General features: G+C 43.2%; 6 protein-coding genes. 4 read left to right on the top strand and 2 right to left on the bottom strand.

The genetic code is table 11. The features are described from left to right. Together GD002_RS14745 and GD002_RS14740 are read right to left on the bottom strand one after the other, a co-directional pair. On the bottom strand, positions 1-652 hold a 652-nt coding region (locus GD002_RS14745), incomplete at its 3' end, for an ABC transporter permease (RefSeq protein WP_194841624.1). Beyond that, positions 642-1,340 carry an ABC transporter ATP-binding protein gene (locus tag GD002_RS14740; RefSeq protein ID WP_194841625.1) on the bottom strand — a complete coding sequence of 233 codons (699 nt, stop codon included), beginning with the start codon at positions 1,338-1,340 and terminating at the stop codon, positions 642-644. The genes GD002_RS14745 and GD002_RS14740, both read right to left, overlap by 11 nt. A gap of 196 nt (positions 1,341-1,536) precedes the next feature. Between GD002_RS14740 and GD002_RS14735 the strand changes: the two genes are divergently transcribed. The 4 genes from GD002_RS14735 (at position 1,537) to GD002_RS14720 (ending at position 5,866) form a co-directional block, all read left to right on the top strand. Continuing rightward, the gene (locus GD002_RS14735) at positions 1,537-2,157 is read left to right on the top strand and encodes a DUF47 domain-containing protein (RefSeq protein WP_153733127.1); all 621 of its coding nucleotides are present in this window, start codon (positions 1,537-1,539) and stop codon (positions 2,155-2,157) included. A gap of 13 nt (positions 2,158-2,170) precedes the next feature. Next, positions 2,171-3,181 carry an inorganic phosphate transporter gene (locus GD002_RS14730; protein WP_153733126.1) on the top strand — a complete coding sequence of 337 codons (1,011 nt, stop codon included), beginning with the start codon at positions 2,171-2,173 and terminating at the stop codon, positions 3,179-3,181. A gap of 191 nt (positions 3,182-3,372) precedes the next feature. Continuing rightward, on the top strand, positions 3,373-3,573 hold the full coding sequence (locus tag GD002_RS14725) for a cold-shock protein (protein WP_009766462.1): 201 nt from the start codon (positions 3,373-3,375) through the stop codon (positions 3,571-3,573). Between the two features lie 163 nt (positions 3,574-3,736). Then, complete coding sequence (locus GD002_RS14720) at positions 3,737-5,866, top strand: MMPL family transporter (RefSeq protein ID WP_153733125.1); 2,130 nt, start codon at positions 3,737-3,739, stop codon at positions 5,864-5,866. The last annotated feature ends 134 nt before the right edge of the window (positions 5,867-6,000 follow it).

Here is a 6,000-nt window from a genome sequence, read left to right as displayed (position 1 = left end):
TATTGTCCACCACCCAGTCTTTAGACGGTTTTTTGGCTATACCGACAATGGTCAACTCGGTTTTATCATCATAAAACTCTCCATTGCTGTAATCTCCAAGCTGATAAGTAATTTTCTTGCCTATTAACTCCCCTTTGTAAGAAGGAATTTCTGGCTCTTCCTGTGAATCTGCGGGAACCGCTGCAGCTAGTTTCTCAGCCGCCTGTTCATCAATCAAACTTTCAGCGAATCCATTCCCCACTATGACTTCATGAGCATGTTTCGGTAGTCGTCCTTCTTCTAAAGCGAAACCGACTTTCGCCTCTTCTTCGAAATCCGTTACGAGCAAATTTCCATACGATGAATACTGTTCAAGAGACGCTCGCTGTAGCGCATTCGCTCCCTGATGCATGACGACAGCTTTGACATGGTCCATTCCTTTCATCTCTTCCGCTTTCTTAGCATCTACATCTCCAGAATACACCTCAATTTGCGTAACCAGGCGATTATCCAGCATTTCATTACGCAGCGTATCGTGAATCCCGAATCCGACAGATGCCAGAACGATGAGAAACGCAGTCCCCATCGTAGCAGCGAGAACGGTCATGAAAACACGTAGTTTATTCTTCTTAATATGTTGACGAATAAAATCGATCTGATCTTTAAACTGCATTGGGCACACCTTCTTCCGTCAAGATCCCGTCGTGCATCCGATACATCCGACTAGCTGTTCGTGCGACTTCATCATCGTGTGTAATGATGACAAACGTGATGCCGAGTGTGTCATTGAGCGTTTGAATGAGCTGTAATACTTCCTGTTCGGTCTCCGAATCCAAGCTACCGGTCGGTTCGTCCGCAAAAATGATCGGTGGATCGGTGATTAACGCCCGAGCAATACTCACTCGCTGCTGTTGGCCTCCTGATAATTCATTTGGATAATGATCTTGCACGGAATGAAGGCCGACATGTTTCATTAGCTGCTTGACCTTGTCTTTTCGCTGGTGGCGGTTCATCCCTTTTAACTTAAGGGGCAATTCTACATTTTCGAATGCCGTCAAACCAGGCATGAGCTGAAAGTTTTGAAAAATGAAGCCGAAATTCTCCAGCCGGAACTGGGCACTTTGCTGTTCCGTAAACGTCGAAGTAACTGTATCCTTCACGACGATTTCTCCGCTGTCCGGCTTTAAAAACCCCGCCAATATATGAAGTAGCGTTGACTTGCCAGAGCCACTTCTTCCGACAATCGAGACGATTTCTCCTTGCCGTATCGAAAATGAAATACGCTTCAACACGGGCACATGCGTTTCTTTACCTTTTCTTCCGATCGCAAATGAATGATTTATATTTTCTACAGTAATCAACATCGTTTCCTCCTATTGACTTTGCTACTTTCAGTATATAAATCGCTTCTTAAGGAATCATAAGGATGTTTCTTAAGATTTTCTGAAGTTCTGCGCAAAAATCACCAAAATCCTACACAATTCGCTATCTTTTTATATAAAACTTTTGGTATGATAAGTAAACTATCAAATCCAACATTGGATGGAGGAACATTACATGTTAAGCCCACGCAAACCCGATCCATTTTTTACAGCTTTATTGGACATTGCAAAGCATGTTCAGGAAGCCTTACATTATGCGGATGACTTCAAGGTGCACACAATTGCTGATTTAAAAGAAGTCAGTATTCAAATGAAAGCCTATGAGACCGCGGGTGACACGCTAATTCATGAATTGATCACGAAATTAAACACATCGTTCATGACACCTATTGAACGAGAAGATATATTACAGCTCGCCATCAAAATGGATGATATTTTAGATGGGATTGAGCATTTCCTTGGAAACCTTGAAATGTTTTCTCTTATTGAAGTGGATGAATACATGCAGAAATTCATGCTCAACATTGTCAAGAGTACGGACGAAATCGTTAAGGCGATGGAGTTGCTGACGAAGAAAAAGCTAGTTGAAATGCGAACACATGCCGTGCAAATTAAGGAGCATGAACGGATTTGTGATGAGGTACTTCGGACGTCGATCAAGCAATTGTTCATTCGAGAAAAAGACCCGATCCGCATTATTCAGTTTAAAGATCTGTATGAATTGCTAGAAGATATCGCAGATCATTGCCAAGATGTGGCCAATACCATTGAAACAATCATAATGCGTAACGCGTGAGGAGTAACAATTGATGGACATCATTCTCATATTGACCATTCTCGTCGTTGTATTTGCCTTGGCATTCGACTTCATTAATGGTTTTCACGACACAGCCAACGCGATTGCTACATCCGTGTCCACTCGGGCGTTGAAGCCCCGTACCGCGATCATGATGGCGGCTACGATGAACTTCGTGGGGGCACTGACATTCACTGGCGTGGCCAAAACCATTACGAAAGATATTGTCGATCCTTTTTTATTAGAAAACGGTTCGCTTGTGATTCTGGCTGCACTCGTTTCCGCTATCATCTGGAACTTGGTGACTTGGTATTTCGGCATTCCTTCCAGTTCTTCTCATGCCTTGATCGGTTCTATTGCAGGCGCTGCTATTTCCGCTGCTGGTTTTGGTATTCTGAATTACAGCGGTTTTATCAAGATTATTCAAGCGCTCATTCTTTCACCGATTATTGCGTTGGTCGGAGGTTTTATTGTAATGACCCTGCTGAGAGCGGTATTAAAGAATCGTAATTTGTTCAAGGCGAATAAACGGATTCGATACATGCAAATTGGAACTGCTGCGATTCAATCATTTACCCACGGGACAAATGATGCGCAAAAAGCGATGGGGATTATTACGATGGCTCTTATTGCGGCAAATTTGCAGACCTCCGATGATATTCAACTTTGGGTACGGATTGCGGCCGCCACTGCGATGGGAATTGGAACATCAATAGGTGGTTATAAGATCATTAAGACCGTTGGCGGAAAAATAATGAAGATTCGTCCAATCCATGGTATTGCGGCAGACTTGAACTCTGCTGCCATCATTTTTAGTGCAACACTCCTTCATTTACCTGTCAGTACAACGCATGTCATCTCGTCATCCATTATGGGGGTCGGATCTGCACAGCGATTAAAAGGCGTGAAATGGGGCGTGGCTCAGAAAATTGTGTTGACATGGGTCATTACGATGCCGATTTCTGCACTGGTTGCAGCGATTGTTTATCAAATACTTCACCAACTGATGAAGTTTATTATGTGAATGAGCTAGCGTTTAGACGCTGGCTCATTTCATGTAATCTTTTATCTTGCAATGTATGATATTTCCTGTTATGATAAAGAAGAATTATTTTTGTTCGACGTTGGTCTACGATTTTATCTCGACCGTTTTCAAGAATTGAGCAAGGATAGTAATACAATGTGTACACGAGTGTGCACGAGGAGGAAACAAACATGGAACAAGGTAAAGTAAAATGGTTTAACGCAGAAAAAGGTTATGGCTTCATCGAACGTGAAGATGGCGACGATGTATTCGTACACTTCTCCGCTATCCAAGGCGACGGGTTCAAAACTCTTGAAGAAGGTCAAGACGTGTCTTTCGAAATCGAACAAGGACAACGCGGACTTCAAGCAACTAACGTTACTAAAAACTAATTTAACCTTACAAACCACTTCCTTTTAGGAAGTGGTTTTTTTATGCCTTTTTCACCAATTCCAGCAAGACATCTATCTAATTCTTCGTTATGATAAACATACCACTACTACGGTAACCCTGAATTTTATACATATATCGACATACAAGACAGGAGGAATTGGATTGCATAGATTTGCTAAGTTTGTGACAACGTCCTATAAATGGTTGCTAGCTTTTTGGATTTTGCTGTTCGGCGTGATGACCTACTTCGCGATTCAGTTGCCAGGTTTATTAGCAGGTGATGGATTTCGAGTAGATGGTGAACATGAGAAAGTCATGAAAATTGTGTCAGAGGACTTCGGCTTGCCTGCGGAGACGTTATTTGTAGTGTTTGACGAGAAGACGGACGATCAAATTGAATCGACACTCTCCTCATTGGATTCACTTGGTATCACTTCAGAAATTGTGTCTCCCTTGACGGAAAAGGATCAGTATACGGACGACTTTTCCTATGCAATGCTGCAATTTACTGAAGAACCAGAGGATATGCCACAAGTGGTAGACGACATTCGCGCTTCTCTCGATAACGAAAGCGGGATTACGTTGACTGGTGGAGGCGCATTTGAACACGACGTCAATAAAGCGAGCCAGCGCGACTTGATGACTGCAGAAGCGATCGGTTTGCCAATTGCCATTATTGTTCTGCTGTTCGCGTTTGGCACGCTTGTTGCTTCTATCGTTCCTTTGTTGGTCGGTATCGGCACAGTAGTTTCTTCACTTGGCGTACTCACATTACTTGGCAATCAAGTGGATTTATCTATTTTCGTACTAAATATTGTACCGATGCTCGGATTGGCGCTCAGTATTGATTTTGCGTTGCTGTTCATTAGCCGCTATCGAGAAGAACTGAAGAATCGGAGTACGGAAGAGTCCGTCATGATGACCATCCGCACGGCGGGACGTTCAATCATCTTTTCCGCTGTCTGTGTGTTCATTGGGCTCGGCGCAATGTTGCTGATCCAAGTCGATATTTTCGAAAACATTGCACTCGGCGGTATGATTGTTGTCGGTATGGCGGTCATTTCCTCTTTAACTTTACTACCTTCTGTGCTGCTACTGCTTGGTGAACGCATCCATAAAGGTAGATTGTTGAAGGATCGAGGTGAAGAAGCAAATGGGTGGCGGAAGTTTGCCAATGCGGTGATTAAACGACCTATTTCGATCGCGCTAATCGCCTTTATTTTATTGGCAGTTGCACTTATACCAGTAAAAAATATGGAGTTGACCATTCCACAGATCGATTCGTTGCCTGAAACATTTGATACGCGACTTGCTTTCGAAAAGATGCAGGAAACGTTTAGTTTGGATAATGAAAGCACGGTCTTCTTGTTGGCTGAACGTTCAGACGGTTGGAAAGATGCCGATGGACTAAAAGAAATGAAACGGCTTGAAGACCAATTAACGAAAGACCCACTTGTGAACAACGTATCTACCATTTTCACAGAAAGCAGCATCGATACGCCTGATCAATGGGAACAATCGATGTTGGCACCGGGTATGGAAGAGCAGTTGAGTCCCCTGATAGAGAATTTTACGGATGGTGAGAAATTGCTCGTTCCCGTTACATTACGGGCAGCAGGCAGTTCCAATGAAGCACAAGATTGGGTCCGGGATTGGTCGGCTAAAAAAACGGACTGGAATTTATTAATCGGCGGTGAACCACGTTTCAATCAGGAGATTTTTGATGAGATTGCCGATCATATCGTCTATGTCTTGTTGATCATTGTCGTCTCTACATTTTTCATTCTAATGATCGCTTTCCGCTCCTTGATCATTCCGATCAAAGCGATCCTGATGAATATCCTAGGTCTGTCAGCTACGTTTGGAATACTCGTATATATTTTCCAGTATGGCCATTTTGGCTTGCACCCAGGAACAGTTGCGTTGATTATTCCCGTCATTGTGTTCAGTCTAGTCTTCGGGTTGAGTATGGACTACGAAGTGTTCTTAATTTCACGGATGCAAGAGGAATTTTCCTATTCATTTGATAATGATAAATCGACGGTGGAAGGGTTAGCGACGACGAGTAAAGTGATTACGTCAGCTGCACTTATTATGATCGTGCTGACTGGTGCATTTGCCTTTACGGATGTCATGCCTGTGAAGCAAATTGGGGTCGGTATTGCGATTGCCGTAGCTATCGACGCGACAATTATTCGACTATTGCTCGTACCCAGTCTAATGAAATTGTTTGGGAAATGGAATTGGTGGCTGCCGTTCGGGAAAGGTTTGTATCGTTCACGGAATCAGTGAGTAATCTTACGACAAGGTTTATGAGCGGTGATAGAGTTTCTATGATCGATTATAGGATGTCTATGAGCGCTTGACTGGTGTTTATGAGCGACTGCTGCAATTTATGAGCGCCAGCAAAAGATCGCAACACATAA

Source organism: Sporosarcina obsidiansis (assembly GCF_009651005.1).
Taxonomy (GTDB): Bacteria; Bacillota; Bacilli; order Bacillales_A; family Planococcaceae; genus Sporosarcina; species Sporosarcina obsidiansis.
The sequence above is the reverse complement of the archived record's forward strand: the minus strand, read 5'-3'. Positions and strand labels throughout refer to the sequence as shown.